At 69.8% G+C, this 24,848-nt stretch carries 24 protein-coding genes and 1 tRNA gene; 15 read left to right on the forward strand and 10 right to left on the reverse strand.

Annotated elements, in window-relative coordinates; translation table 11 throughout:
* Positions 1-11: 11 nt before the first annotated feature.
* The gene (locus PUW82_RS07720; protein ID WP_274221771.1) at positions 12-1,628 is read left to right on the forward strand and encodes a monocarboxylic acid transporter; all 1,617 of its coding nucleotides are present in this window, start codon (positions 12-14) and stop codon (positions 1,626-1,628) included.
* 89 nt (positions 1,629-1,717) lie between these two features.
* Here the strand turns inward: PUW82_RS07720 and PUW82_RS07725 are convergent, their stop codons facing one another.
* Positions 1,718-2,239: a methylated-DNA--[protein]-cysteine S-methyltransferase gene (locus PUW82_RS07725; protein WP_274221686.1), complete on the reverse strand. Its 522-nt coding sequence runs from the start codon at positions 2,237-2,239 to the stop codon at positions 1,718-1,720.
* 165 nt (positions 2,240-2,404) lie between these two features.
* Here PUW82_RS07725 and PUW82_RS07730 point away from each other — a divergent pair, with 165 nt between their 5' ends.
* Both PUW82_RS07730 and PUW82_RS07735 read left to right on the forward strand, forming a co-directional pair.
* A complete protein-coding gene (locus tag PUW82_RS07730) occupies positions 2,405-6,133 on the forward strand; it encodes an AAA family ATPase (RefSeq protein WP_274221687.1) in 3,729 nt (1,242 codons plus the stop codon).
* Positions 6,120-6,314 (forward strand): hypothetical protein, encoded by a 195-nt coding sequence (locus PUW82_RS07735; protein ID WP_274221688.1) that lies wholly within the window; start codon positions 6,120-6,122, stop codon positions 6,312-6,314. The genes PUW82_RS07730 and PUW82_RS07735 overlap by 14 nt, the downstream gene beginning before the upstream one ends.
* 6 nt (positions 6,315-6,320) lie before the next feature.
* Here the strand turns inward: PUW82_RS07735 and mscL are convergent, their stop codons facing one another.
* Genes mscL through PUW82_RS07750 form a run of 3 tightly spaced genes read right to left on the reverse strand, consistent with a single transcriptional unit; the run spans position 6,321 to position 7,733 of the window.
* Positions 6,321-6,812: a large conductance mechanosensitive channel protein MscL gene (gene mscL, locus PUW82_RS07740; RefSeq protein WP_274221689.1), complete on the reverse strand. Its 492-nt coding sequence runs from the start codon at positions 6,810-6,812 to the stop codon at positions 6,321-6,323.
* A gap of 31 nt (positions 6,813-6,843) precedes the next feature.
* Positions 6,844-7,122, reverse strand: a complete 279-nt coding sequence (locus PUW82_RS07745) for an FmdB family zinc ribbon protein (RefSeq protein ID WP_274221690.1) — start codon at positions 7,120-7,122, stop codon at positions 6,844-6,846.
* Positions 7,123-7,136: 14 nt separating this feature from the next.
* Positions 7,137-7,733: a 5-formyltetrahydrofolate cyclo-ligase gene (locus PUW82_RS07750; RefSeq protein ID WP_274221691.1), complete on the reverse strand. Its 597-nt coding sequence runs from the start codon at positions 7,731-7,733 to the stop codon at positions 7,137-7,139.
* A 65-nt stretch (positions 7,734-7,798) separates the two neighbouring features.
* Here PUW82_RS07750 and galU point away from each other — a divergent pair, with 65 nt between their 5' ends.
* The 3 genes from galU (at position 7,799) to PUW82_RS07765 (ending at position 10,313) form a co-directional block, all read left to right on the forward strand.
* Entirely contained in the window at positions 7,799-8,677 is an 879-nt protein-coding gene (gene galU, locus PUW82_RS07755) for a UTP--glucose-1-phosphate uridylyltransferase GalU (protein WP_274221692.1), read from the forward strand.
* A 20-nt stretch (positions 8,678-8,697) separates the two neighbouring features.
* The gene (locus tag PUW82_RS07760; protein WP_274221693.1) at positions 8,698-9,345 is read left to right on the forward strand and encodes a GNAT family N-acetyltransferase; all 648 of its coding nucleotides are present in this window, start codon (positions 8,698-8,700) and stop codon (positions 9,343-9,345) included.
* A 65-nt stretch (positions 9,346-9,410) separates the two neighbouring features.
* Positions 9,411-10,313 (forward strand): large exoprotein, encoded by a 903-nt coding sequence (locus PUW82_RS07765; RefSeq protein WP_274221694.1) that lies wholly within the window; start codon positions 9,411-9,413, stop codon positions 10,311-10,313.
* A gap of 28 nt (positions 10,314-10,341) precedes the next feature.
* On the opposite strand, the gene PUW82_RS07770 is transcribed toward PUW82_RS07765, so the two are convergent.
* Entirely contained in the window at positions 10,342-11,532 is a 1,191-nt protein-coding gene (locus tag PUW82_RS07770) for an amidohydrolase family protein (protein WP_274221695.1), read from the reverse strand.
* Positions 11,533-11,589: 57 nt separating this feature from the next.
* Between PUW82_RS07770 and PUW82_RS07775 the strand changes: the two genes are divergently transcribed.
* The 3 genes from PUW82_RS07775 to mgtE all read left to right on the forward strand — a co-directional run bounded on the left by PUW82_RS07775 (position 11,590) and on the right by mgtE (position 14,118).
* Positions 11,590-11,662: transfer RNA gene (locus tag PUW82_RS07775), tRNA-Ala, on the forward strand.
* Between the two features lie 118 nt (positions 11,663-11,780).
* Entirely contained in the window at positions 11,781-12,347 is a 567-nt protein-coding gene (locus tag PUW82_RS07780) for an NADPH-dependent FMN reductase (RefSeq protein ID WP_274221696.1), read from the forward strand.
* Between the two features lie 412 nt (positions 12,348-12,759).
* On the forward strand, positions 12,760-14,118 hold the full coding sequence (mgtE, locus tag PUW82_RS07785; RefSeq protein WP_274221697.1) for a magnesium transporter: 1,359 nt from the start codon (positions 12,760-12,762) through the stop codon (positions 14,116-14,118).
* An 84-nt stretch (positions 14,119-14,202) separates the two neighbouring features.
* On the opposite strand, the gene PUW82_RS07790 is transcribed toward mgtE, so the two are convergent.
* Positions 14,203-15,273, reverse strand: coding sequence for a Glu/Leu/Phe/Val dehydrogenase family protein (locus tag PUW82_RS07790; protein ID WP_274221698.1), 1,071 nt, complete (start codon positions 15,271-15,273; stop codon positions 14,203-14,205).
* 95 nt (positions 15,274-15,368) lie between these two features.
* Here PUW82_RS07790 and PUW82_RS07795 point away from each other — a divergent pair, with 95 nt between their 5' ends.
* Positions 15,369-15,845, forward strand: a complete 477-nt coding sequence (locus PUW82_RS07795) for a YbaK/EbsC family protein (protein ID WP_274221699.1) — start codon at positions 15,369-15,371, stop codon at positions 15,843-15,845.
* Between the two features lie 8 nt (positions 15,846-15,853).
* On the opposite strand, the gene PUW82_RS07800 is transcribed toward PUW82_RS07795, so the two are convergent.
* The 3 genes from PUW82_RS07800 to PUW82_RS07810 are packed head-to-tail and all read right to left on the reverse strand — an operon-like array spanning position 15,854 to position 18,832.
* Positions 15,854-16,327, reverse strand: a complete 474-nt coding sequence (locus PUW82_RS07800; RefSeq protein WP_274221700.1) for a SixA phosphatase family protein — start codon at positions 16,325-16,327, stop codon at positions 15,854-15,856.
* A 4-nt stretch (positions 16,328-16,331) separates the two neighbouring features.
* Positions 16,332-17,612, reverse strand: coding sequence for a DUF445 domain-containing protein (locus tag PUW82_RS07805; RefSeq protein WP_274221701.1), 1,281 nt, complete (start codon positions 17,610-17,612; stop codon positions 16,332-16,334).
* Positions 17,613-17,659: 47 nt separating this feature from the next.
* Positions 17,660-18,832, reverse strand: a complete 1,173-nt coding sequence (locus tag PUW82_RS07810; RefSeq protein ID WP_274221702.1) for an acyl-CoA dehydrogenase family protein — start codon at positions 18,830-18,832, stop codon at positions 17,660-17,662.
* A 145-nt stretch (positions 18,833-18,977) separates the two neighbouring features.
* Between PUW82_RS07810 and PUW82_RS07815 the strand changes: the two genes are divergently transcribed.
* Positions 18,978-19,385 carry a pilus assembly protein CpaE gene (locus PUW82_RS07815; protein WP_274221703.1) on the forward strand — a complete coding sequence of 136 codons (408 nt, stop codon included), beginning with the start codon at positions 18,978-18,980 and terminating at the stop codon, positions 19,383-19,385.
* A gap of 15 nt (positions 19,386-19,400) precedes the next feature.
* Here the strand turns inward: PUW82_RS07815 and PUW82_RS07820 are convergent, their stop codons facing one another.
* Positions 19,401-20,606 carry an MFS transporter gene (locus PUW82_RS07820; RefSeq protein WP_274221704.1) on the reverse strand — a complete coding sequence of 402 codons (1,206 nt, stop codon included), beginning with the start codon at positions 20,604-20,606 and terminating at the stop codon, positions 19,401-19,403.
* 358 nt (positions 20,607-20,964) lie between these two features.
* Between PUW82_RS07820 and nrdH the strand changes: the two genes are divergently transcribed.
* Genes nrdH through nrdF form a run of 4 tightly spaced genes read left to right on the forward strand, consistent with a single transcriptional unit; the run spans position 20,965 to position 24,803 of the window.
* Entirely contained in the window at positions 20,965-21,198 is a 234-nt protein-coding gene (gene nrdH / locus PUW82_RS07825; RefSeq protein ID WP_023954603.1) for a glutaredoxin-like protein NrdH, read from the forward strand.
* 4 nt (positions 21,199-21,202) lie between these two features.
* On the forward strand, positions 21,203-21,652 hold the full coding sequence (gene nrdI, locus PUW82_RS07830) for a class Ib ribonucleoside-diphosphate reductase assembly flavoprotein NrdI (RefSeq protein ID WP_274221705.1): 450 nt from the start codon (positions 21,203-21,205) through the stop codon (positions 21,650-21,652).
* Positions 21,622-23,790 (forward strand): class 1b ribonucleoside-diphosphate reductase subunit alpha, encoded by a 2,169-nt coding sequence (gene nrdE, locus PUW82_RS07835; protein ID WP_274221706.1) that lies wholly within the window; start codon positions 21,622-21,624, stop codon positions 23,788-23,790. Before nrdI ends, nrdE begins: the two co-directional genes overlap by 31 nt.
* 35 nt (positions 23,791-23,825) lie before the next feature.
* Entirely contained in the window at positions 23,826-24,803 is a 978-nt protein-coding gene (gene nrdF, locus PUW82_RS07840) for a class 1b ribonucleoside-diphosphate reductase subunit beta (protein ID WP_150420223.1), read from the forward strand.
* Positions 24,804-24,848: the final 45 nt, after the last annotated feature.

Genomic DNA, 24,848 nt, shown 5'->3' on the forward strand with positions numbered 1-24,848 from the left:
TCTGGGAGGCCGTGACCGGCCTGGGCTCGGCGATCGTCGCCGCGGGGGAGACCGTCGACAACAACCCCGTCCTGAACATCTCGATCTTCGGCGCGTTCGTCGCGGTGACGCTGTTCATCGTCATCCGCGCGAGCCGCAACAACAAGACCGCCGCCGACTACTACGCCGCCGGCCGGTCGTTCACCGGGCCGCAGAACGGGTTCGCGATCGCGGGGGACTACCTCTCGGCCGCATCGTTCCTCGGCATCTGCGGCGCCATCGCGATCAACGGCTACGACGGGTTCCTGTACTCGATCGGATTCCTCGTCGCCTGGCTCGTCGCTCTCCTGCTCGTCGCCGAGTTGATGCGCAACACGGGCAAGTTCACGATGGCCGACGTGCTGTCGTTCCGGCTCAAGCAGACGCCGGTGCGGATGGCCGCGGCGATCACGACGCTCGCCGTGTGCTTCTTCTACCTGCTGGCGCAGATGGCCGGTGCGGGCGGTCTCGTATCGCTCCTGCTCGGGATCACCGAACAGCTCGGTCAGTCGATCGTCGTCGCCGTCGTCGGCGTCCTCATGATCGTGTACGTCCTGATCGGCGGCATGAAGGGCACGACCTGGGTGCAGATCGTCAAGGCGTTCCTCCTCATCGGCGGCGCGCTGGTCATGACCGTGTGGGTGCTCGCCATCAACGGGTTCAACCTCAACACGCTGCTCGAGAGCGCCGTCGCGGCATCCCCGAAGGGCGAGGCGATCCTCGGGCCCGGGCTGCAGTACGGCGCGAACCCGTGGGACTTCATCTCGCTGGCTCTCGCACTGGTGCTGGGCACGGCCGGTCTGCCGCACGTACTGATGCGGTTCTACACGGTCCCCACGGCGAAGGAGGCCCGTCGGTCCGTGGTGTGGGCGATCTGGCTGATCGGCCTGTTCTATCTGCTGACGCTCGTGCTCGGCTACGGCGCCGGTGCCCTCGTGGGGCCGGAACGCATCGCTGCCGCCCCCGGTGGGGTCAACTCGGCCGCGCCGCTGCTCGCCCTCGAACTCGGCGGCCCGCTGCTGCTGGGCTTCATCTCGGCAGTGGCGTTCGCGACGATCCTCGCGGTCGTGGCGGGCCTGACCATCACCGCGGCGGCGTCGTTCGCCCACGACATCTACGCGAACGTCGTGAAGAAGGGCGACGTGCCGCCGGACGGCGAAGTGAAGGTGGCTCGCCGCACGGTCATCGTCATCGGCATCCTGGCGATCCTCGGGGGGATCGGCGTGCAGGGTCAGAACGTCGCCTTCCTCGTGGCGCTGGCCTTCGCCGTGGCCGCCTCGGCCAACCTGCCGACGATCATCTACTCGCTGTTCTGGCGCAAGTTCACCACGCGCGGCGCGGTGTGGAGCATGTACGGCGGGCTCGCGGCGGCGATCATCCTCATCATCCTGTCGCCGGTGTTCTGGGGCACCGAGACCAGCGTGTTCAAGAACGTCGGTGTGGCGATCTGGCCGCTGAACAACCCGGGCATCGTCTCGATCCCCCTCGGCTTCTTCCTCGGCTGGCTCGGGTCGGTGACCTCGCGGGCGAAGGAGGATCCGGTCAAGGCCGCCGAGATGGAGGTCCGCTCGCTCACCGGCCACGGCGCCGAGAAGGCCGTCGACCACTGACGGCGCGCTGACGGACCACAGACCGATCTCCAACGGAGAGGCGGCCCCGGGCGGAACAGGCCCGGGGCCGCCTCGCGTTCCGGCGCGGCCTACTCGCGCGCGGAGCCGTGCCCGCTCTCGAGGTCGAGCAGGAAGCGTTTGCGTTCGGGGTGCCCGCCGTACTCGCCGATCGACCCGTCGCTGCGCACGACGCGGTGCGCGGGGATGACGAGCGAGATCGGCGTACGTGCACACGCCGAGCCGACGGCGCGGTGCGCGCGCGGTGACCCCGCCGCCGCGGCGACCTCGCCGTACGTCGCCACCTCGCCGTACGGGACGTCGCAGACGGCGCGCAGCGCGGCGGCAGCGAAGCCGGTCGGCGCGAGCTGCCAGTCGATCGGGGTCGAGAACCGGCGCAGGCCACCGGCGAAGTAGGCGTCGAGTTCGGTGACGACGCTGCGGGTCGCGGACGCGTCGGGCACGGGGACGGTGCGGAGTGCGACGGCGAGATCGGCGACGGCGATCTCGGCGGGGCGGTCGAGGATGTCGAGGGAGGCGAGGCCCGCATCGGTCACCACGATGAGGGCCTCGCCGATCGGTGTCGGGTGCACCCAGAACGCTGCGTCGGTCATGTCTCCATCATCCCGGCGTGGCGCTCCGACGCCGGGTCGTGGCCGGAAAACGGGGGAGGGCTCGCGGCGTGACGATGATGGGGAGGAAACGCCGGTGATCCGGCGTGTCGGCAATAGCGCGAAACTCGGCAGGGCTGAACCCCGGATGCCCACGAGCCGCTTAGGGTGTGTGCTGTGTGGCGTGGAGATCGAGGAGCCGTCCGACCGGACGCGACCGACGAGGATCGGGTGGATTCGGTGACCCCCGCCCAACTCAGTGTCGCTGACGATGACGTCGCCATCGTGCACGTCGCCGAGGCCGAGCGGGAGCGGATCCGCCTGCAGGCGGCGAAGCTCGGCGGCCGTTCGACGCTGCTGCACTACGTCGCCTCCGACGACGTCGGCATCGACATCACCAAGGCGCACCCGGGCAGCCTGCCGCAGTTCATCACGGGCCGATCCACGCTGCTGTCGAACCTGTTCCGAGACGAGGTGGCGCTGCGCACCGCCCGGCTCGCCGCCGGACGCATCACCGCGAAGGACGTCGAGCTGCGGACCACCCGCGGGCTCGACACCGTCCACCTCGGCGTGGGCTTCGCGTCGTGGCGCGCGGGCGGTCTCACCTACAACGCCCCCGTGCTGCTGCGGCCGCTGGCGATCCGCCGGCACCACGGTGACTTCGACCTCAAGCTCCACGGTTCGTTCGCGGTCAACCCCGAGCTCGTCGAGGTCGCCCGCACCCATTTCGGAATCGACCTCGACCGTCGCGGCCTGGCCGCCCTGGCCTACGACGGCGGCGTGTTCAAGCCGCAGCCGGTGATCGACCACCTGCGCGCCCTGACCGCGCACGTCGACACCTTCACCGTCCAGCCCCGCCTGATCGTGTCGACCTTCGCCGACGTCGCCGCCCGCGCCGAGCGCGACGCGGCCGACCTCGACGTTCCCGTGCTCAACGCGCTCGCCGGCCACGACGACGACCGGGCGCTGGTGGCCATGCGCCACCCGGTGCCCGACGCTGTCCCGGCCGACGACCGCCCACCGGCATCCGACCGTCTGCTGCTCGACGCCGACGCCGAGCAGGAGGGCGTCCTCGACCGCATCGTGGCGGGGCAGTCACTCGTCGTCCACACCCTGCCGGGAACCGGCGGCACGCAGACGGTCATCAACGCCGTCGGCGAACTCGTGCGGCGCGGCAAGCGCGTCCTGGTCGTCAGTGCCCGCCGAGGAACGCTCGAGGGTGTGCGCCATCGCCTCTCCGGTATCGGTCTGCCCGGTCTGGCGGTGTCGCCGCGGGGCGTGCACCGCGACCTCATCCGGGCGATCGCGCGCAACGAGAAGGCCGAGCACCCGAAGATGGGTGAGATCGACGACGCCCTCGTGCGGCTGCGAAGCGTGCTGCGCGACTACCGCGCGTCGCTGACGCAGCGGCATCCCCTGCTCGGTGTCTCGCCCCTCGAGGTTTTGCAGAAGCTCACCACCATCGCCGGCGAAGACCCGCAGCCGTCGGCGGCCACGCGCTTCGACGCCCACACGCTCCAGCGACTGTCGACGCGCCGCGCCGAGGCCGCCGCGAAGCTGGCGACGGCCGCCCGCCTGGGAGAGTTCCGGTTCGGCCCCGACGACTCGCCCTGGTACGGCGTGGCGTTCGAGACCACCGAGCAGGCGCGGGCCGCGCACGCCCTCGCGGGCCGTCTGCACCGCAGCGAGGTGCCCGAGATCCTCGAGCGGTCGTACGAGCTGATCGGGCAGACCCGCATGCGTCCGTTCACGACGCTCGCCGAGCTCGGCGCCTACATCCGCCTGCTGCAGGGCATTCGCGCGTCCCTCGACCGCTTCAGCCTCACGGTGTTCGAGCGGCCGCTCGCCGACCTCATCGAGGCGCACTCGACGCGTCGCGACACCCCCGACATGAACGGCGCGACGCGGCGTCGGCTGCGCCGTCTGTCGAAGGAGTACGTGCGTCCCGGCATGCACGTGACCGACATGCACGATGCCCTCGTGCGCGTGCAGAAGCAGCGCGAGCAGTGGCAGCGTGTCGCCGAGGCGGGCGTCGTTCCCGAGATCCCCGCGGGCCTCGACGCCGTCGCGACCTCGTGGCAGCGGGTCGACGCCGACCTTGCCGAGCTCTCGCGCGTCCTCGGTCCCGGCAACGACCTGCTCGCCACGCCGATCCCCGATCTCGTCCGCACCCTCGCCGGACTCGCCGCCGACTCGGACGTGTTCGACAATCTCGTCGAGCGCGCGACTCTGCGCGGCGAGCTCGCCTCGCTCGGACTCGACGCGCTGCTCACCGAGCTGTCGGTCCGCCACGTTCCGGAAGAGCGGGTCGCGTCGGAGTTCGAGTTCGCGTGGTGGCAGTCGGCCCTCGAGGCGATGCTGCGCGGCGACCGTGCCCTGCTCGGCGCCAACACGAGCGTTGTCGACCGCCTCGAGCGCGACTTCCGACTCGTCGACGAGGCGCACGCGGCCTCGGCGGGTCAGCAGCTCGCCGCCGAGCTGGCGACGCGGTGGAAGATCGCGATCGTCGATGAGGCCGACGAGACCGCAGCGCTGAAGGCTGCGCTGCGCGAAGGCACGGCGTCGGCGGCCGAACTGCTCGCCGTGGCGCCGAAGCTCCTGCGGACGCTCGCCCCGGTCTGGATCGCCTCGCCCTACGAGGTGTCGGCGCTGCCGGCGCGTCCGGCCTTCGATGTCGTCGTGATCGCGGATGCCGCTGCGCTCAGCGTCGCCGAGTCGGCGTCGGCCCTGCGCCGCGGTCGGCAGATCGTCGCCTTCGGGGATCCGGTCACCCAGCGCCCCACGCCGTTCGAGATCGCCGCCGATCGCGACGCGTCCGACGAGCCGCTCGTCGATCCTGAGGAGCCGAGCGTCTTCGAACGCCTCGCCGAGATCGTTCCGGTCGAGACCCTCACCCGCAGCTATCGCGCCGGTGGCGAGGACCTCGCCGAACTGGTCAACGAGGCCTTCTACGGCGGCGAGATCGTCTCGTTCCCGTGGGCCGGGTCGTACCTCGGTCGCGGCAGCCTGAGCGTCGACTACGTCGAGGGCGGTGTCGGTGCGCCCGACCCTGATTCCGGTGCCGTGGAGAGCCCCGATGCCGAGGTGGCCCGCGTGGTCACCCTCGTGGTCGAGCACGCCGTGAACCGCCCCCAGGAATCGCTCATGGTCGTCACGGCCTCCACCAAGCACGCGCTGCGCATCCGTGCGGCTGTCGAGGCGGCGTTCGCCGGACGCTCGGATGTCGCGGAGTTCGTCGGTCGCGAGACGGCCGAACCGTTCGCCGTACTCGGCCTCGAGGAGTCCGTCGCCGAGAGCCGCGACCGCGTGGTCTTCTCGCTGGGCTACGGCCTGACCCGGCACGGACGGGTCCTCAGCGACTTCGGCGTGCTGTCCGAGCCCGACGGTGAGCGCCTGCTGACGGTGGGCATGACCCGCGCGCGCCGCTCGATGGTCATCGTGTCGTCGATTCGGCCCTCGGCGTTCGACGACGGCCGCCTCGAGAACGGTGCCGCGACGCTCATGTCGATCCTCGGCAACCTCGCGGCGCGTTCGCGCGAGGCGCGGCTCGAAGACCTCGCTGACCCGCTCACCCTTGCCCTGGCGCAGAACCTGCGGAGCCTCGGCGTCGCCGTGGATGTCGCTTACCGCGGCATCCTGCCCCTCGTCGCCCAGCGCGACGGCAAGGCCGTCGTGGTCGAGGGCGACCCGGAGACGATCGGCCAGTCGCTGCGCGAGTCGCTGCGCCTGCGCCCGCAGATCCTGCGACGACTGGGCTGGCACTACATCCGCGTGCACTCGTTCGACCTCTACAGCGACCCCGCCGGTGTCGCGGCGCGCGTGGCGGCGATCCTCGGGGTCGAGCCCGAGGCGCCGACGGCGGACGCGAGCACCGAACCGCTCGATGTCATCGAGTGACCGTCAGCGGGTCGAACGGACCGGTCCGCGCCGCGCGCGTCTGACGGCCGCGCCCGGGACGGCGCCCGAACCGATTCCCGCCGATGAGACGACGGATGCCCCGGCCGGCGCCGAGGGCGCGGCCGGGGCATCCGGTCCGAACGATGCGCGCATGCGGAACGACGTCCCGCCGCACTACTGAGAGTCGTCAGGCGGAGGGCGTCGCCGGGGGAGTGGTCGACTGCGAACGACGCAGGGGCCCGTCCGTCGCGGACGCCGCGGTTGCCGCGGGGGCGGCGGCACGGTTCTGCTCGAGCAGGTCGCGGATCTGGATCAGCAGCTCCTGCTCGGTGGGCAGGGGGGCCGCCTGCTCGACGACGCCGGCCTTCGCGGCCTGGCGCTCCTTCCACCTGTTCATCGGCACGACGAACACGAGGTAGACGACCAGCGCCACAGCGAAGAAGCTGATGACGGCGGTCAGCAGTGCACCCACCGGGAAGATGACCTCGCCGTGAAGGCCCTGCACGGGGAAGCCGGCGTTTCCGTTCTCGTCGGCCTTCCAGACGAGCGCGACGAGCGGATTGATGATGCTCGCCACGATCGCATTGACCACGGCGGTGAACGCGCCGCCGATGACGACCGCGACGGCCAGGTCGATGACGTTGCCGCGCATGATGAAGTCGCGGAAGCCCTTGATCATGGCTCTCTTCTTTCTCCGGCGATGCCGGACTCTACGAGCCCGCCGCGGCGGGCGAGGACGACGCCTCGGACTTCGATGATGCCGAAGAGGTCGACTCGCTGCCACCACTTGACCCACCCGCGCCCGACCCGCTGGCGCGCGAGTCGGTGCGGTAGAAGCCGGCGCCGTTGAAGGTGACGCCGATGGAGCCGTACTCCTTGCGCAGCTCGCCCGAGCACTCGGGACAGATCGTCAGCGTGGGGTCGGCGAACGACTGGACGGCATCGAAACGGTGCCCGCACGTCTTGCAGGCATAAGCGTAGGTGGGCATGGTTCCTCGGGTGTTCAGTGCGTCTCGGGGGCGAGGACGACGGTTCGGGTGGGGGTGACGACTCCGGTCACCGGCTGATCGTGGAGGTCGCGGGGCACCTCGTCGACGAGCTCGGAGTCGAACACGACGGCGTACACCGGGGGACGATTCTCCATCGAGCCGAGGGTCTTGTCGAAGTATCCGCGGCCCCAGCCGAGCCGCATGCCCGCGACGTCGACGGCGGCGGCGGGGATCACGAGCAGGTCGACCTCGCCGACCGACATCGGGCTGAGCACTTCGCCGACGGGTTCGGGCAGACCGAACATGCCGTCCGCGATAGCGCCGCCGGGCTCCGCGACGACCCAGTCGAGCAACCCGTCGTTGCGGGTGACCGGAAGCAGCACGCGCAGGCCCGCGGCGACGGCCTCATCGACGAACAGGCGGGTTCCCGGTTCGGTGGGGGCGGAGAGGTAGCACGAGAGCGAGCGGACGCCCAGGCGTTCGACGAGTTCGCGCAGCTGAGAGCGGATGCCGTCGGCCGCCGTCTCGCGCGCGGCATCCGACATCGTCGACCGACGTTCGCGCAGGTCCGCTCGGAGCGCGCGCTTGGCGTTGTCGATCGAGTCGGACATGCCCCGATTGTAAAGGGTGAGAGTCGCCCCTCTCGTTCGTGCCGACCGGTCGCTATGGTGGACGCATGTCTCAGCAGCGCATCAAGGCGGTCATCCCCGCCGCCGGCCTCGGCACACGATTCCTTCCGGCGACGAAGGCGATGCCGAAGGAGATGTTGCCCGTCGTCGACAAGCCCGCCATCCAGTACGTCGTCGAAGAGGCGACGCAGGCCGGCATCGAGGACGTCCTCATCATCATCGGGCGGAACAAGAACAACCTCTCGAACCACTTCGACTCGGTTCCCGAGCTGGAGCAGAACCTCACCCGCAAGGGCGACGAGGTCAAGCTGCGCAAGGTGCAGGAGTCCTCGGACCTCGCCGACATCCACTTCGTCCGGCAGGGCGAGCCCAAGGGGCTCGGTCACGCGGTGCTGCGTTCGCGCGCGCACGTGGGCGATGCGACCTTCGCCGTCATGCTCGGCGACGACCTCATCGACGAGCGCGACCCGCTGCTGCCGAAGATGATCGCCGAGCAGGAGCGCTCGGGCCTGACCGTCGTGGCGCTCATGGAGGTCGACCCCGACCAGATCCACCTGTACGGCGCCGCCGCCGTCGAGCCCACCGATGACCCGGACGTCGTGAAGGTGACGGGGCTCGTCGAGAAGCCGAAGAAGGAAGACGCTCCTTCGAACTACGCGATCATCGGCCGCTATGTGCTGAAGCCGAACGTGTACGAGATCCTCGAGCGCACCGAGCCCGGCAAGGGCGGCGAGATCCAGCTGACCGACGCGCTGCAGGAACTGGCCACGACCGAGGGCGTGCTCGGCGTCGTCTTCCGCGGTCGTCGCTACGACACCGGCGACCGGCTCGACTACATCAAGGCGATCGTCCAGCTCGCCTCGGACCGTGACGACCTCGGTCCCGAGCTGCGTCCTTGGCTGCAGGAATTCGTCAACGGCCTCTGACCGATCAGACGGGAACGCGCGTGGATGCCACCGCACCGCGCCACCACGGACCGGTGGCGATCCGGCTCGTCCGGCCTCGTGACGCCCGGCCCCTGCAGACGGAACTGCTGACCAATCGGTCGTGGCTTCAGCGCTGGGAGGCGACGAGCCCGGACGGGCCGGTCTCGCTCGACATGCGCATGGGCATCCGTCGCCTGCTGCAGCAGTACCGCGACGGCGCCAGCGTGCCGTTCGTCATGGAGTACGACGGTGAGGTCGCCGGACAGCTCAACGTCTGGGGCATCGCCCGCGGCTCCCTGTCGTCGGCGACGATCGGTTACTGGGTCAGTGAGCGTTTCGCCGGCAAGGGGATCACGCCCACCGCCGTCGCCCTCGCGACCGACCTGTGCTTCCAGGAGCTGCGGATCCACCGCATGGAGATCTGCATCCGCCCCGAGAACCGCGCGAGTCTGCGCGTCGTCGAGAAGCTCGGGTTCCGGTACGAGGGGTTGCGCCGGCGCTACATCCACATCGACGGCGACTGGCGCGACCACTTCGCGTTCGCGCTCCTCGCCGAGGACGTCCCGCGCGGCGTCCTCGCCCGCTGGGTCGAGGGTGCGGTGCCCCCGGGATCCGCCGCGGTGCCGCTGGCCGACCGCCGCGCGGCCGGGCTCGAACCTTCAACCTGAGCAAGAACGTCAGACACGCGGGCGGATGCCGCGGCGCGGCGGCTCGTGGCACGTACGGTGTACCCATGGGTGGGCAGGTTCTCGGCGGCGGCGTGATCGTCCTCGTCGCCGTTGCGCTGTGGATGGTCTATCTGCTGCCGACATGGCACAGCCGCTATCGCTACGACGCCGCCGAACGCAACGCCGTCCGCCTGAACCAGGCGCTGCGTGTGCTCGCCGAAACGTCCGAGACGCCGGGTGAGGTGCGGGTCGAGCTCTCCACGCGCACCGCGCTGGCGCAGCAGAAGCTCGCCCGTCAGGTGCAGCACGAACACGAGCAGCTCCGCCTCGAGGCCGAGCGTCAGCGCCTCACCGAAGCGCGCCAGGCCGTCCGCGCGGCGCGCGTCGAACGCCTCGCTTCGCCCGAGCACCGCGCCCGGGTCCGCCGTCGCGTCCGTCTGGGCGCGACGCTCGTCGCCGTCGCCGCGCTCGCGGTCTCCGGCTGGGGCGGCTTCCTCGTGGCCACGACCGGCTCCCTCGCCGTCCTCGGGGCGGGACTCGCGACGCTGCTGGTCACGACGGTCGTGCTCCGCCGCCTCGCTGCCGTCGCACGTCGTGCCGTCACCGCCGCGCACGTCGCACCCGTCGCCGTCGCGCGCAGCGCGGCAGCCGCCACCGTCATTCCCGATCTCGAGCTCTCGCAGGCCCGGACCACCTGGACCCCGCGTGAGCTTCCTCGCCCGCTCACAGCCTCGGCCGGGTCGCGCGCCGCTGCGGTGCTCGATGAGGTCGACGCCCGCGAGGCCCTCCGTCAGGCCGCTGTGGGCGAGGCCATGCAGCGTGAGGCCGAGCGTCGCGCTCCTGTCTCGCTCGATGCCGGTCGCACCGCCAAGGTGCCCGTCGCGGATTTCGCTCGCTCCGGGCGAGTCGACGACGCGGCGATCGAGGACCACGTGCGTCGCCTGCTCGCGCAGCGCGCCGCCGGCTGAGCTCCGCGCCGGCACCCCCGGATCGCCGTCAGCGTTCGAACAGGATCCGGCCGTTGCCGACGACCATCTCGCGTTCCGGCGCCCTCACCAGCGCGTCCATGACGTTCTCCGCGTCCAGCAGAACGATGTCGGCCCGGCCGCCGACGACCAGCCCGCCCGCGTGCAGGCCGGCCAACGGCGCGGATGCCGACGTGGCGATCTCGACGACGCGGCGGAGATCGTCGTCCCGGACGAGGCCCGACGCGCGTGCGTACTGCCAGGCGATCCCGAGCAGATCGCCGGTGCCGTAAGGGCTCCACAGGTCACGGATGCCGTCGGTGCCGAAGCCGAACCGCACGCCCGCGGCATCCAGCTCCTGCAGCGGCAGCTGGGGGAGGCGCAGGGGTGCCACGGTCGTCATCGTGATGTCGAGGGCGGCGAGGGCCTGCAGCAGGTCGTGGCGGTGTGCGGCATCCACCTGCGCCAGCGCGAAGCCGTGCGCGATGTTGACGCGGCCCGCGAGGCCGTGCGCGAGCGTGCATTCGATGATGAGCTCGATCTGGAAGGCGCCGAGGTCACCGGGGTCGTGCAGGTGCACGTCGATGCCGACGCCGCGGTCGGAGGCGATGCGGAACAGCGCGTCGAGCTGACCGACGGGATCGCGGTCGATGCCGGCGGGGTCGAGCCCGCCGATGAACTCGACGCCGGCCTGCGCCGCGGAGTCGAGCATGTCGATCATGCCGGGGCGTCGCAGTACTCCGTCCTGGGGGAAGGCGACGATCTGCACCTGCAGGGCGTCGCCGTAGGCCGCGGCCGCCTCGCGGACTGCCTCGATGCCGCGCAGGCCGACGCCCAGGTCGACATCGACGTGCGTGCGGATGGCCGTCGTGCCGTGTCGGACGAACTCGCGCAGCACGTGCGCCGTCGTCGCCACGCTCGGGATACCCAGCTCGTCTCGGCGCGCGCGCTCATGGCGGATGCGTCCGTCCGTGCCGCCCTCGCCGCCGTACGACTGCCACGGCAGCCCCCACCACGACTTGTCGACATGCGCGTGCGCGTTGACGAACCCGGACAGCGCCAGCAGGCCGCGCCCGTCGACGACGCCGTCCGAAGCGGTGTCGGATGCCGCTGCCGCCGAGTCGTCGATGCCCGTGATGACGCCGTCGGCGATGCGGATGTCGACGGGCGAGCCCCCGTCGAGCCGGACGTTTCGGATGACGGATGCCGCGGGGTGGTGCATCCCCCCATTGTGAGCGCACAGAGCGCCCGCGACGCCGTGATAGTGTGGAGAAGTTCCGGGCCTGTGGCGCAGTTGGTAGCGCGCTTCGTTCGCAATGAAGAGGTCAGGGGTTCGAATCCCCTCAGGTCCACCGAAGAAACGCCCATCGCTCGCGGTGGGCGTTTTCGTTTGCCCGGGCATTCTCAGACGCCGTCGTCGTGGAGAGCGTAGAATGTATGCAACTGAATCGATTCCGGGAGGTCTCGTTTATGACCACGTACAAGATCGGCGTCATCGTCGGCAGCATCTCGTCCACCTCGATCAACCGTCGCCTCGCGAACGCGCTCACGAAGCTCGCGCCGCAGGCCGACCTCGAGCTGACCGAGATCCCGATCTCGGCGCTGCCGTTCTACTCGGCTGACAACGACGCGGCGATCCCCGCCGAGGCCGCTGAGTTCAAGGCGGGCGTGGAGTCCGCAGACGGTGTCATCATCGTGACGCCCGAGTACAACCGCTCGGTGCCCGGCGTGCTGAAGAACGCCCTCGACACCGCGAGCCGGCCGTGGGGCGACAACAGCTTCGCGGGCAAGCCGTCCGCGGTCATCGGCATCTCGGTCGGTCCCATCCGCACGGCGGTGGCGCAGCAGCACTTGCGCTCGATCCTGTCGTTCCTCGCCTCGCCCGAGCTGGCGCAGCCCGAGGGTTACCTGCAGCTGACGGATGGGCTCATCGACGAGGACGGCACGGTGAACGACGAGTCGACCGTCGAGTTCCTCGTGTCGTGGCTGAAGGCCGTGCACACGCACGTCGCGAAGACACTCAGCCCCGTCAGCTGACGCCGCGACCTCGCCTCAGGGGCGCCGACCAACATGGTCGGCGCCCCTTCGCATGCCCCGGGCGGCGGGTGCTGTCCGGTCGGTGACGTGTGGGAGAACGGCCGGGTTCTCCCAGGTCCGGGCGGTACGATGGCCGGTGGGGTTCTCGCGCGGTCCGAGCGCGGCGGAGCCCCGGACCTGCGGCCACCACTCGGCCGCAGCCGTCGACACACGAGGACCAGGAAGCGAGGTGAGGTGCTCCATGAGCAGTGATAGTTGCCATCGCGAACCCAGCGCCGCGCCCGCTGCCGTCCTCCTCGTCGACGACCTCACGTTCTGAGCGACGAGCCAGCGGAGCGCTGCATCCCGCAGGCTTTCGCGCGACCCGACGCCCCTGACGGCGTCGGCGCGCGCCGAACGTGAGGAGAGTCCCATGACTCCAGAGCAGATCAACGAACTGACCATCGTCGTCGACGGCATCGCCGCCCCGCTGTCGCGCGGTGATCTGCCGTCGGCTGCCGCGGCGTTGGCGCAGGTGGAGCCCGAGCGCCTCGCCGAGGTCCTCGAACGCCTCGACGGTCGGCACCGTGCGGTCGCGTACCGGCTGCTCCCCAAGGACCATGCACTCCGGGTCTTCGAAGAGCTGTCGCCGAACCTGCAGGGTGAGCTCATCGGCGACCTGCGCGACGCCGAAGTGGCGCAGATCTTCACCGACCTCGACCCGGACGACCGGGTCTGGCTCGTCGACGAGCTGCCCGCGTCGCTGGCCTCGCGCCTGCTGCGGGGTCTCCCGCCGCGCGAGCGTGACCTCACCGCCGCCGTGCTCGGCTACCGCCGCGGATCGATCGGTCGGCGGATGAGCCCGGAGTTCGTCTCGGTCCCGGTCGGCAGCACGGTCGCTGAGGCGATGACGCGCGTGCGGGCGCGGCTCCACGACGCCGAGACGGTGTACACCCTGCCGGTGGTGGATCCCGGTCGCCGCGTGGTGGGCGTGGTCAGCCTGCGCGACCTGCTCGCCGCATCGCCCACCGACGCTGTGCGCGACACGATGCAGCCGGCGCAGACCGCGGGGGTCGACGACGACGCCGAGAACGCCGCCCGCCGCTGCACCGAGCGAGGGCTGCTCGCGCTCCCGATCGTCGACAGCGAAGAGCGTCTCGTCGGCATCCTGACGGTCGACGACGCAGCCCGCATCCTCGAGCACGAGGAGAGCGAGGATGCCGCCCGTCAGGGAGGCGCCGAACCGCTGCGCCGGCCGTACCTGTCGACGCCGATCCTGCAGATCGTGCGCTCACGCGTCGTCTGGCTGCTCGTGCTCGCCGTCGGCGCGACGCTCACGGTGCAGGTGCTGTCGGCGTTCGAGGCGACGCTCGAGCAGATCACGGTGCTCGCGTTGTTCGTCCCCTTGCTCATCGGAACCGGCGGCAACACCGGCAACCAGGCGGCGACGACGGTCACGCGCGCGCTGGCGCTCGGCGACGTCCGGCCCCGCGACGTCGTGCGGGTGCTGACCCGCGAGGTGCGCGTGGGGTTCTTCCTCGGCGCGATCCTCGGTGTCGTCGGCTTCGGCGTCACCGCGCTCGTGTACGACCCGCTCATCGGCCTCGTCATCGGGACGACCCTGATCGCGGTCTGCACGATGGCCGCCACCGTGGGCGGGGTCATGCCCCTGCTCGCCCGCGCCATCCGCGTCGACCCCGCGGTGTTCTCGAACCCGTTCATCACGACCTTCGTCGACGCGAGTGGTCTGGTGCTCTACTTCCTCATCGCCCGCGCGATCCTGCAGATCTGACCGGATGCCGCCCCGGCCGCGTGCCGGGTTGCAAGGGACGTGTCCGACACGATGCCGTGCAACCCGGTCCCAGCCGGGTCGGCGTCAGACGAGAGCGGAACGCGCCGAGCCGGCGGCCAGACGCTCCGCGGCGAGCGACTCCGCAGCCGCGAGGGGCGTGACGGCGCGGGCATCGGCTTCGTCGAAGATGCGGCGCAGAACGTCGCCGATGCCTTCGACCCGCGCCATGATCTCGGCCCGTGCGCGCTGCTTCGCGGCGAGGTCGAGGTAGATGACACCGCCGGCGTTCACGACGAAGTCCGGGGCGTACAGGATGCCGCGCGCCGCGAGCCGGTCGGCACCCGCACGGTGCGCGAGGGGGTTGTTGGCCGGTCCGCAGACCGCGCGCGCGTCCAGCGCGTCGATGACCTCGTCGGTCAGCACGCCGCCGATGCCGGCGGGGACGAACACGTCCGCGGTCGCGAGGTGGGCCTCCGCGGGATCCACCCATGCGGCGCCCAGGTCGGCTGCGAGCTCCTTCTTGGCCGGGTTGACGTCGGTCACGGTCAGCACGGCCCCCTCGGCCGCCAGCTGCAGCGCGAGCCGGCTGCCGACCTGGCCAAGGCCCGCGACGGTGATGCGGCGCCCGGCGACATCGGCGGTGCCGACCGCGCGCTCGAGCGTCGCCGTCATCGACGCGTAGACGCCGATGCTCGTCGGCCCCGCCGGTTCGCCGGAGCCGCCCACCCGATCGGGAAGCCCGACGACGTGCTCGGTGCGCTCGCTCACGACGAGCATGTCGTCGGTCGTCGAGCCGACATCCTCCGCCGTCCGGTACAGCCCGCCCAAGGACTCGACCGCATCGCCGAGGTCGAGGAACGCGGCCCGCCGGCGCTCCGCATCGAGCACGGTGCCGGGCGGCAGCCCGATGACGGCCTTGCCGCCACCGGCATCCAGGCCCGCGGCGGCGTTCTTCAGCGTCATGGCCGCGGACAGGCGCAGCGCGTCGCCGAGTGCGTCGCTCCAGTGCGGGTAGTTCCACATGCGGGCGCCGCCGAGGGCGGGGCCGAGCACGGAGGAGTGCAGCGCGGCGGCGATGAAGAGGCCGCTGCGCCGCCCCGTGATCACCTCCACGCGCTCGTGCGTGAAATCGGGAAGGGGCAGGGCGTGGGTCATCGCGATCCTCTTTCGGCGGAGCCTTGTGGGCTCGTGCTCTGTGACGCCGCGGCGTTGCGGCATCCCGCCCATTCTGCCTCTTCTAGAGTGACGATGTGAGTACCGACCTGCCTTCCCGCAGCCGCATCGTCCACGAGGCGCTGCGCGGCGCCGGCATCGCGGGCGACATCGTCGTGCTGCCGGATGCCGCCTCGACCGCGGCCCTCGCGGCCGCCGCGCTCGGCGTCGAGGTGGGCGCCATCGCCAACAGCCTCGTGTTCTGGTCGGACGGCGAGCCGCTGCTCGTGATGACCAGCGGCGCGCACCGCGTCGACACCGCGCGTCTGGCCGAGCGTCTCGGGCGGGGAGAGATCCGTCGCGCGACCGTCGAGCAGGTGCGTGCCGCGACGGGCCAGGTGATCGGCGGCGTCGCGCCGACCGGGCACCCCGCGCCGCTGCGCACCGTCGTCGACGAGGACCTCGCGACGTACGAGCGCATCTGGGCCGCGGCCGGGACGCCGCACACGGTGTTCCCGCTCACGTTCGACGAGCTCGTCCGGCTCACCGCCGGCACGGTCGTCGCGGTCGTCTGACCGACCCGTCAGCCTTTCGGGCTGTCGAAGCTCCAGTCGTCCGGGCCGATCGCGGTGGCGACATCCCAATCGTCGGTCGACCACGTGAAGGTCGCGACGGCGCACGTGGGCATGTGAGCGATGCCGCCCCCCGAGAGGCGCTCGGCGAGCACCGTCATCCCCGGGTCGTGCGCGACGATCAGCACGGACGAGACCCCCGAGCCGGCAGCGGCGTCCAGCAGCACCCGGGCGCCCGCGCCGTACAGCTCGTCGCGAAGCTCGGGCTCGCGTCCCAATGCCGTACCGAACGCGGCCGCCGTCGTCCGGGCGCGCAGGGCGGTCGAGGCGAGCAGCCGGTCGACCGGGGTGCCCGAGGCGGCGAGGCGCTGCGCCATGGCGGGTGCGTCGCGCTGCCCGCGCTCGTTGAGCGGCCGGTCGTGGTCATCGAGGCCGGGGGAGCCCCAGTCGCTCTTGGCGTGGCGCACGAGGGTCAGGGTGGTCATCTGCTCATCCTCCCGCGCCGAAGACGGCGTGCGCGATGGTGAAGATCACGAGGCCGGCCAGCGAGCCGACGATCGTGCCGTTGAGGCGGATGTACTGCAGGTCGCGGCCGACCATGAGCTCGATCTTCTCGGTCGTCTCCTGCGCGTCCCAGCGTTCGACCGTATCGGTGATGATCGAGGCGATGTCGGCCCGGTGCCGGTCGACCAGCGTCGCTGCGGCATCCGTGACCCGCGCGTCGATGCGCTGCTGGAGTGCCGGCTCGGTCGCCAGGCGGTCGCCGATCTCAGCCAGAGCGGCGGCGATGCGTCGGCGCAGCGGGCTGTCGGCATCGCCCAGTGAGCGGACGAGTCCCGCCTTGGCGGTACCCCACGCCTCGGCGGCGAGGGCGCGCACCCGCGGGCTGTCGAACACCGCGGCCTTGGCGGCCTCGAGCCGGGCCGCCGTCTCGGTCTCACCCTGCAGGTCGTCGGCGACACGGGTGAGATAGCCGTCGATGGCGCGGCGGGCGGGGTGGTCGGGGTCCGCACGGACGGCGGCGACGAAGGCGAGGGCCTCGCGATAGACGGTGTCGTCGACGAGGCGCGTCGCGACGGACGGCACCCACGAGGGCAGCCGGCGCGACACGAGTCCCGTGAACACCGAACGGTTCGCGACGAGCCAGGTCTCGATGCTGTCGACGGCGAGATCGACGGCGCCGTGGTGCGCGCCGGTGTCGACGACCCGGTCGAGCCAGCCGCCGAGCGACGGCCCCCACGAGGGGGCGAGCAGGTGATCGCGTGCGAGGTCCTCGAGCAGATCCTGCACCTCGTCGTCGCTCAATGCGGTGAGGATCCCGGATGCCACGGCGGAGGCCTCGGCCGCGACGCGCTCGGCGTTGTCGGGGCGGCGCAGCCAGCTGCCGACCCGGGCCGCGACGCCGATCGACTCGAGCTTCTCGCGGATGACGCCGGCCTCGAGGAAGTTCGTCTCGACGAACTCGCCGAGCGTCCGACCGATCTCGTCCTTGCGCCTCGGGATGATCGCGGTGTGCGGGATGGGGATGCCCAGCGGATGCCGGAACAGCGCGGTCACCGCGAACCAGTCGGCGAGGGCGCCCACCATGCCGCCCTCGGCAGCCGCCCGGACGTAGCCGAATGCGGGGATCGCCTGCTGCAGCGGGAACGAGACGGCGAAGACCACGGCCATGAACAGCAGGGCGCCGAGGGCGACCGCCTTCATCCGGCGCAGGCCCTGTCGGCGGACCTGGTCCGCGGGAGACAGCAGCGATGTCGGCGTAGGTGCCATCCGGTCATCCTCCCACGCGGGTCCGCGGCGGGGGCCGGAACCTCGCGTCAGGCGGGGTCGACCGGACCGAGCCAGGCGGCCGCGACGGTGCTGTGCGCCGACTCGGGGTCCGAGGGGTGGAACTGGCCCGCCAGCACGTCACGGTAGAGGCGGCTCAACTCCGACCGTGAGAAGTACGACGAACCGCCCGCGACGAGCATCGCCTCGTCGACGATGCGCTTGGCCGCCGTGACCGCGCGGTGCTTGAGTCCGCTGAGCTTGGCGAACCAGAGCGCGCCGTGATCGGCACGCGCGTCGATGTCGCGGGCGATGACGTCGAGCTGCGGCAGCATCCCGTCGTAGGTCAGAGCCATGTCGGCGATGCGCCACCGGATGTCGGGGTCCTGGCTGTAGGAGCGGCCGGTCTTCTTCGAGGTGCGCGTGTGGGCTGTCTCGACGGCGAGGTCGAGCGCCCGCCGGGCGATGCCCGTGTAGACCGAGGCCAGCAGCAGCTCGAACACCGAGAAGATGCCGAAGACCAGCGGGTCGGGGTTCGGACCCGGCGCCAGGCGGCGCACGACGCGGTCGGCGGGAGCGATGGCTTCGTGTAGCTCGGTCGTGCGCGACTGCGTTCCGCGCATGCCGAGGGTGTCCCAGTCGTCTCGGGTGCGGACGGCGTCGGTGCGGGGCACGAACCCGAACACGAGGCGCGGGGCGTCCGCGCTCGTCGTATCGAGACCGTGCAGTCCGAGCTGGTCCCAGACGGGGGCGAGCGAGGTGAAGATCTTGGTGCCGGTGAAGGCGTAGCCGCCGTCCGGCTGCGGCGTGGCGGCGGTGTCGCTGCCGAACAGGACGAGGTCGTTGCCCGCCTCGCTGATGCCGAAGGCGAAGACCTCGCCGGCGGCCGCGCCCTCCTGGACGAAGCGCAGGGCGTCGTCGCCCCGGTCGGCGAGCACCTTCGCGACGCCGGTCCAGACGAGGTGCATGTTGATCGCGAGCGCGGTGGCGGGGGCCGCGCCGGCGAGGCGCTGCTGCAGAACGGAGGCCTGCGCGAGCGACAGGCCGGCGCCGCCGAGGCTTTCGGGCACGAGGATCGCCAGGTACCCGGCGGCACGCAGCTCGACGAGGTCCTCGTCCGGGAACACGTTGCCGGCGTCGACGGCCGCTGCCCAGCTGCGGATGCGCTCGAGGAGGTCGTCGGGCAGGTATCGGGCCGGGTCGAAGTCGCTCACGGCATCCATTCTGCTCCCGGGTCGGCCCGGGGGCGGCGCCACAACTCCTCATATCCGGCGGGTGGGTGGCCCCGGGGGAGCCGGAGGAGCGGGGGAGATGCCGGATCTGAGGAAGTAGCGCGACCAGCCCGACGAGCCGGGGCAGGATGGGGTCATGATCTCGACCGACGCAGCCCTCGCCCTGCGGAAAGCCGGACTGGTCTGGCACCCGGGTTCGGGCGACCGCTTCCAGCTGAACGAGCCGGAGTTCGAGGCCGATGTCTTCACCGTCAGCGAGATGACGATCGAGCCGAGGCGGTATCCGACGGGGACCATCCTGGCGTTCAACGGCACCACCGAGTGGGCGCTCGACTCCGTCGCGCTGGACGAGGCCCTGTGGCTGCCGCGCGAGGATCAGCTGCGCGAGATGCTGCGCGGGGCGTTCCGGAGCCTCCGCCGCCTCGCCGACACCCACCGCGTCGAGATCGAGCTCGCCGGAGAGGCGCTGTCGTTCGAGCACCCGCAGCCCGAGGACGCGTACGCCGCGGCCGTGCTCGAGATGCTCCGCCGCGTCACCGACTGAGGCTCGGGATCGGGGTCACGTGATGGTGTGCACCGGCTCGGTGTCGGGGATCGGCGACGAGTCGCGACCACGCAGGTCGGGGAACCAGCGCACGCAGGCTGCCGCGACGATGAGCCCGGCGGCCGCGAACAGAGCCGCGGCGATGTATGCGCCCTGCGGGCCCACCCCGTCGATCAGGAAGCCGGCGACAGCTGATCCCGCGGCGGCGCCGATCAGCTGCCCGGTGCCGATCCAGCCGTAGGCTTCGGCGGTCTCGCTGAACTTCACGCTCGCCGAGGTGATGGCGAACATGACGGCCAGCGCGGGGGCGATGCCGATGCCCGCGACCAGCAGCGACCCGCCGAGCCACCACGCGTTGAGCGAGAAGATCGTCGCGGTCAGACCCACCGTGACGATCGCGAAGCGGCGGGCCATCGCCCAGCGGCCGATCGGGATGTGGCCGAACGACAGGCCGCCGGCGAGGCTGCCGACCGCGAAGACCGCGAGCACGATGCCCGATTCGAGTCCGCCGTGGCCGAACGAGGCGACCACCCCGGCCTCGACCGCCGAGCAGGCGCCGATGAGGAGGAAGCCCGTCGCTGTGGCCAATGCCACGGGCGGCTTCAGCAGCACACGTCCGAGGCTGCGGCGGCTGCGGGGGATGCGCACACGGCCGAGCTCGGGCGAGGCGATGAACCACGCTCCGCCGCCGATGAGGATCACGACGATCAGGAGCAGCCCCGGCACCGTGCCGGCCTGCAACGCGACGAAGGTGATGAGCACCGGGGCGATGATCCAGATGATCTCCTGCAGCGACGCGTCGAGCGAGAACAGCGGCGTCAGTTGACGCGAGGTCACCATCTTGGGGTAGATCGTCCGCACCGCCGACTGCACCGGCGGCGTCGACAGTCCGGCGACGAGCCCGAGGAGCATGTAGATCGGCAGCGAGACCTGGAGCAGCGCGAGCAGCGCGATCGCGGTGGCGCACACGGCGAGGGTCAGCGTCAGCACCCGGCGCATACCCCAGACGCCCATCCACCGGCTCGTCACCGGTCCGGCGACGGCCTGTCCGACTGAGGTGGCCGCCAGGACCAGACCGGCAGCCCCGTAGGAACCGGTCACGTGCTCGATGTGAAGCAGGACGGCGAGGCTCGTCATCCCGTTCGGAAAGCGCGCGGTCAACTGTGCGGCGATGATGCGCGCGACACCCGGTGTGCGCAGCAGTTCTCCATATCCCGCCACCCCTCCACGGTAGCGACTCCGCGAGCCCTCCGCCGACACGCCGCGACACGCCGAAACCGATCGATCCGTCGGAATCGGATGTCTGCGGGCGCGGCTACCGTCCGAGCTGTGGACAGTCGCTCGAGCGGCCGGTGGAAACCGCGGAATCACGCCTCCAGACGGCGGCTGAAGTTGGCCGTCGACTGTGGATGAAACGGTGGACAAGTTGTGTTGTACCTGGGGAGAGCGGTGCAAAACTACAGACTTGTAACTACTACCCCTTGTGGTGCCCCCCGATGTCGGCACCCATATGTAGTATTGAGGTCCCGGCGAGATCACAGCCGGAGATGCGTAAGAAGCGAAGGGAAACCCACTCGACATGGCGATCACGGTCTACACCAAGCCCTCCTGCGTGCAGTGCAACGCGACGTACCGTGCGCTGGACTCCAAGGGCATCGAATACGACGTCCTCGACCTCTCCGAGGACCCGGCGGCGCTCGAGCGCGTCAAGTCGCTCGGCTACCTGCAGGCCCCCGTCGTCATCACCGACGAGGACCACTGGTCGGGCTTCCGCCCCGACAAGATCGACGAGCTGGCCGCTCGCTTCGCCTGACCTCATGAGCACGGCGGTCGCGACGCGGGCGCCTCTGCTCGTGTACTTCTCGAGCGTCTCGGGCAACACCGCGCGATTCATCGACAAGCTCGGACTGCCCGCGCTCCGCATCCCCCTTCACTCCTCACCGACGCCCTTCGTCATCACCGAGCCTTTCGTGCTCGTGACCCCCACCTACGGCGGGGGACAGGGGCGCGGTGAGGAGAAGGGTGCGGTGCCCAAGCAAGTCGTCCGGTTCCTGAACGACGAGCGCAACCGCACCCTGCTGCGTGGAGTCATCTCCACCGGCAACACGAACTTCGGCGAGACGTACTGCCTCGCCGGCGACATCATCAGCCGCAAGTGCTCCGTGCCGCACTTGGACAAGGTGGAACTATTCGGCACGCCCGAAGACGTCGAGCGCGTGAGCGCAGGATTGGAACGATGGTGGAATCAGCACTGGAAACAGCCTTGACCGATAACGGCTTCAAGGTCGACACGCGGTTCGAGGGTCTCGACTACCACGCCCTCAACGCGATGCTCAACCTCTACGGGGCGGACGGCAAGATCCAGTTCGACGCCGACAAGCGTGCGGCGCGGGAGTACTTCCTGCAGCACGTCAACCAGAACACGGTCTTCTTCCACTCCCTCAAGGAGCGCCTCGACTACCTCGTCGAGAAGGAGTACTACGAGCCGGCCGTCATCGAGAAGTACTCGCTCGAGTTCATCCAGAAGCTCAACGACTTCGCCTACGGCAAGAAGTTCCGCTTCGAGACCTTCCTCGGTGCGTTCAAGTACTACACGAGCTACACGCTGAAGACCTTCGACGGCAAGCGCTACCTCGAGCGCTTCGAGGACCGCGTCGTCATGACCGCCCTCGGTCTCGCCGACGGCGACGAGACCCTCGCGATCCAGCTGGTCGACGAGATCATCTCGGGCCGGTTCCAGCCCGCGACGCCGACCTTCCTCAACACGGGCAAGGCCCAGCGCGGCGAGCTCGTGTCGTGCTTCCTGCTGCGCATCGAAGACAACATGGAATCGATCGCCCGCGGCATCAACTCCGCCCTGCAGCTGTCCAAGCGCGGTGGCGGCGTGGCGCTGCTCCTGTCGAACATCCGCGAGGCCGGCGCTCCGATCAAGCAGATCGAGAACCAGTCGTCGGGCATCATCCCCGTCATGAAGCTGCTCGAAGACAGCTTCAGCTACGCCAACCAGCTCGGCGCGCGTCAGGGTGCCGGTGCCGTCTACCTGTCGGCCCACCACCCCGACATCCTGAAGTTCCTCGACACCAAGCGTGAGAACGCTGACGAGAAGATCCGCATCAAGACGCTGTCGCTGGGTGTCGTCATCCCCGACATCACCTTCGAGCTCGCGCGCAACGGTGAGGACATGTACCTCTTCTCGCCCTACGACGTCGAGAAGGTCTACGGCGTCCCCTTCGGCGACATCTCGGTCACCGAGAAGTACCGCGAGATGGTCGACGACGCGCGCATCAAGAAGACGAAGATCAACGCGCGCGAGTTCTTCCAGACCCTCGCCGAGATCCAGTTCGAGTCGGGCTACCCGTACATCATGTTCGAGGACACGGTGAACAAGGCCAACCCGATCAAGGGCCGGATCAACATGTCCAACCTGTGCTCGGAGATCCTCCAGGTCAACACCCCCACGACCTACAACGAGGACCTCTCCTACGCCCAGATCGGCAAGGACATCTCCTGCAACCTCGGCTCGATGAACATCGCGCTCGCGATGGACGGCAAGAACCTGGCCCAGACGGTCGAGACGAGCATCCGCGCTCTCACCGCGGTCAGCGACCAGAGCCACATCGCCTCGGTTCGCTCGATCGAGGACGGCAACGACCGTTCGCACGCGATCGGTCTCGGGCAGATGAACCTGCACGGCTACCTCGCGCGTGAGCACGTCTTCTACGGTTCCGAAGAGGGCATCGACTTCACGAACATCTACTTCTACACGGTGCTGTTCCACGCCCTGCAGGCGTCGAACAAGATCGCGATCGAGCGCGGGACGTACTTCGAGGGCTTCCCCGACTCGACCTACGCGTCGGGTGAGTTCTTCGACAAGTACGTCGAGCAGGAGTGGGCACCGCAGACCGACAAGGTGAAGGGTCTGTTCGACGGCATCCACATCCCGACGCAGGACGACTGGCGCGAGCTGAAGGCATCGATCCAGCAGCACGGCATCTACAACCAGAACCTGCAGGCGGTGCCCCCGACCGGCTCGATCTCGTACATCAACAACTCGACGTCGTCGATCCACCCGATCGCGTCGAAGATCGAGATCCGCAAGGAAGGCAAGCTCGGCCGCGTCTACTACCCGGCGCCGTTCATGACGAACGACAACCTCGAGTACTACGAGGACGCGTACGAGATCGGCTACGAGAAGGTCATCGACACGTACGCCGCCGCGACCCAGCACGTCGACCAGGGCCTGTCGCTCACGCTGTTCTTCAAGGACACCGCGACCACGCGCGACATCAACAAGGCTCAGATCTACGCCTGGCGCAAGGGCATCAAGACGATCTACTACATCCGCCTGCGGCAGATGGCGCTCGAGGGCACCGACATGTCCGAGTGCGTCAGCTGCATGCTGTGACGGATGCCGGAACCCGAACCAGGAACTGAAGCGACATGACTCCCGAACCGCTCAAGCTCGTCGACCACGTGCAGGCGATCAACTGGAACCGCATCCAGGACGACAAGGACCTCGAGGTCTGGAACCGTCTGGTGAACAACTTCTGGCTGCCCGAGAAGGTGCCGCTGTCAAACGACATCCAGTCGTGGAACACGCTGACGCCCGACGAGCAGACCCTCACGATGCGGGTGTTCACGGGGCTGACGCTCCTCGACACGATCCAGGGCACCGTCGGCGCCGTCTCGCTCATCCCCGATGCGATCACCCCGCACGAGGAGGCCGTCTACACGAACATCGCGTTCATGGAGTCGGTGCACGCGAAGAGCTACTCGTCGATCTTCTCGACGCTCGCCTCGACGCCCGAGATCGACGACGCGTTCCGCTGGTCGGTCGAGAACCCGAACCTTCAGAAGAAGGCCTCGATCGTCATGGACTACTACCGTGGCGACGAGCCGCTCAAGCGCAAGGTCGCCTCGACCCTGCTCGAGTCGTTCCTCTTCTACTCGGGGTTCTACCTGCCGCTGCACTGGTCGGCGAAGGCGAAGCTGACGAACACCGCCGACATCATCCGCCTCATCATCCGTGACGAGGCCGTGCACGGCTACTACATCGGCTACAAGTTCCAGAAGGGCATGGAGAAGCTCACCCAGCCCGAGCGCGACGAGATCAAGGACTACACGTTCTCGCTTCTCTACGAGCTCTACGACAACGAGGTGCAGTACACGCAGGACCTCTACGACGCCGTCGGCCTGACCGAGGACGTCAAGAAGTTCCTGCACTACAACGCCAACAAGGCGCTGATGAACCTCGGTTTCGAGGCGATGTTCCCCGCCACGGTGACCAACGTGAACCCGGCGATCCTGTCGGCCCTGTCGCCGAACGCCGACGAGAATCACGACTTCTTCTCGGGGTCGGGCTCGTCGTACGTCATCGGCAAGGCCGAGGCTACGGAAGACGAGGACTGGGACTTCTAAGCTCCACGTAGCGACACGAAAGTGGCGCGTGTGACGGGATCGCTC

Origin of the sequence: Microbacterium thalli (genome assembly GCF_028737325.1) — a bacterium.
GTDB classification, from domain to species: domain Bacteria; phylum Actinomycetota; class Actinomycetes; order Actinomycetales; family Microbacteriaceae; genus Microbacterium; species Microbacterium thalli.